Origin of the sequence: Ornithinimicrobium tianjinense (assembly GCF_014636495.1) — a bacterium.
GTDB classification, from domain to species: domain Bacteria; phylum Actinomycetota; class Actinomycetes; order Actinomycetales; family Dermatophilaceae; genus Ornithinicoccus; species Ornithinicoccus tianjinensis.
In genome coordinates, this window is the sequence record NZ_BMEM01000011.1 from 1 (window position 1) to 2,131 (window position 2,131).

Annotated in this window: 2 protein-coding genes; both read right to left on the reverse strand. The window is 70.6% G+C overall.

The window, feature by feature from the left end; translation table 11 throughout:
- Positions 1 to 53: 53 nt before the first annotated feature.
- Positions 54 to 854 carry an IS21-like element helper ATPase IstB gene (istB, locus tag IEV65_RS15470; protein WP_188432232.1) on the reverse strand — a complete coding sequence of 267 codons (801 nt, stop codon included), beginning with the start codon at positions 852 to 854 and terminating at the stop codon, positions 54 to 56.
- On the reverse strand, positions 851 to 2,062 hold the full coding sequence (istA, locus tag IEV65_RS15475) for an IS21 family transposase (protein ID WP_188432230.1): 1,212 nt from the start codon (positions 2,060 to 2,062) through the stop codon (positions 851 to 853). Before istA ends, istB begins: the two co-directional genes overlap by 4 nt.
- Positions 2,063 to 2,131 lie beyond the last annotated feature (69 nt).

The following is a 2,131-nucleotide window of genomic DNA, read 5'->3' on the forward strand; positions in this document are numbered from 1 at the left end:
TGTCGACGGCGCTCGAAAACTGAGCAGTTTCGGCGGTCGAAGAATGAGCAGGTTCAGTCTAGGGCTTCTTGCTCGGCCTTGATGCTGGGAAGGGTCTCGACGCCGCGGTCGCGGAGCCGGTAGGAGGCGCCTTTGAGGGCGATGACGTCGGCGTGGTGGACGATGCGGTCGATCATCGCGGCGGCGACGACCTGGTCGCCGAAGACGCCGGCCCAGGAGCTGAACGGCAGGTTGGACGTCAGGATGAGGGAGGCGTGCTCGTAGCGGGAGGAGACGAGCTGGAAGAAGAGGTTGGCGGCGTCCTGCTCGAAGGGTAGGTAGCCGACCTCGTCGACGATGATCAGCCCGTACCGGCGTAGCCGGGTGAGCTCGGCGGCCAGGCGGCCGCGGTCGTGGGCCTCGGACAGGCGGGTGACCCAGTCGGTGGCGGTGGCGAAGAGCACCCGGTGGCCTTGCCGGGCGGCGGCGACGCCGAGGGCGGTGGCGAGGTGGGTCTTGCCGGTGCCCGGTGGGCCGAGCAGGACGACGTTGCGGTGCTCGACCAGGTAGGCCCCGGAGGCGAGGGCCTGGATGGGGGTGCGGGCGGTGGGTTGGTGGTCGAAGTCGAAGTCGTCCAGGGTCTTGACCGCGCCGAAGCCGGCGGCGCGGATCCGTAGCCGGGCGCCGGAGGCGTTGCGGGCGGCGACCTCGCGTTCCAGGACCGCGGCCAGGTAGTCCTCGTGGGTCCATCCGGTGTCGCGTGCGTGGTCGGCCAGGCGGGCGGCGGCCTCGGTGATCCGCGGCGCCTTCAGCGCGGCGGCCAGGTGGGTGATCTGCTTCAGCGTCTCGGTCCCGGCCGAGGTCTTGGGTGTCATGGTTGGCTCACCTCGCCCAGCCCGAAGGCACGGTCGTAGTCGGCCAGGTCCCGCACCATGCCCTCATCCGTGGAGCCCGGTAGGGTGGGGTGCTGGTAGTCGTGCCGCAGCGCGGCGGCGGTCGCGACGTGGGCGGGGTCGGTCACCGTCATGCTCCGGGCCCAGCGGCGCGGGTGCTCGGCGACCAGCCGTCCGCCGTGGCGGACCCGGACGACCTCGAGGTCGGCGGCCACGTCAACGCGGGCGCCGATCGCACGAGGATCGACGGAGTAGTCGCAGGTGTCGACGCGCACGTAGTAGTCGCGGCCCAGGCGGACGTGGTTGCGCCAGCCCAGGTGCAGCACCGCCGGCGGCAGGGCCAGCATCGCCTCCTTGTCCGCCGCCAGCAGCTCGCTCGGGCGCGCCTTGATCGTGCGCACCACCCGGGCGTTGGCCGTGGTCAGCCAGTCGGTGAACTGGGCGTTGAAGTCCGCGGGTGACTCGAAGTGCCGACCGGGCATGAAGGAGGTCTCGAAGAAGCCGTTGCGCCGCTCGACGATGCCCTTGGACTCCGGATCCTTCGGCGGCAGCAGCACCACCTTCGTCGCCAGCGTCCCGGCGAACACCGCCACCGGCTCGGTGACCGTGCGGCGTCCGATGCCGGGCTCGTTGTCCCAGATCAACCGGCGCGGCACCCGCCCCAGCTCCTCCAGCAACGACCACGTGCCCAGGAGCAGGTCAGGTGTCTTACGGGTCGGGATCATCCGGGCGAGCATGAACCGCGAGTACCCGCACGTCATGACCAGCACCGGCAGCAGCGTGCGCGAACCGTCCTCGAGCAGGATCTTGCGAGGCGGGAACCACAGGTCGCACTGCGCCACGTCCCCGGCCGCCCACGTCAACCGGTCCGCCGGGTCGATCGGGCGATGGTCAGCCCGGATCCGGTTGACGTTGTCCCGGAACCAGCGGATCGAGCCGGTCCACCCGACCCGCTCGGCCAGCACCGTCGCGGGCATGTCCGGGGTGTCCGCCAGCAGCTGACGCACCCGAGCCTCGTACGGCGTGAACGACGTCGGGCCCCGCTTGCGTTCGTACTTCGGCGGACCCTCGGAGGCCACGGCCGCAGCCACCGTGTTCCTCGCGATGCCCAACCTCCTGGCGATCGCGGCCTTCGGCACGCCCTCGGCGGCCAGCCTCCTGATCAGCGCCCAGTCCTCCATGGTGATCACACTCCAATCGTCGAAGAGTGCTCACTTTTCGAGCGCCGTACCTGCTCAGTTTTCAAGCGCCGCCGACAG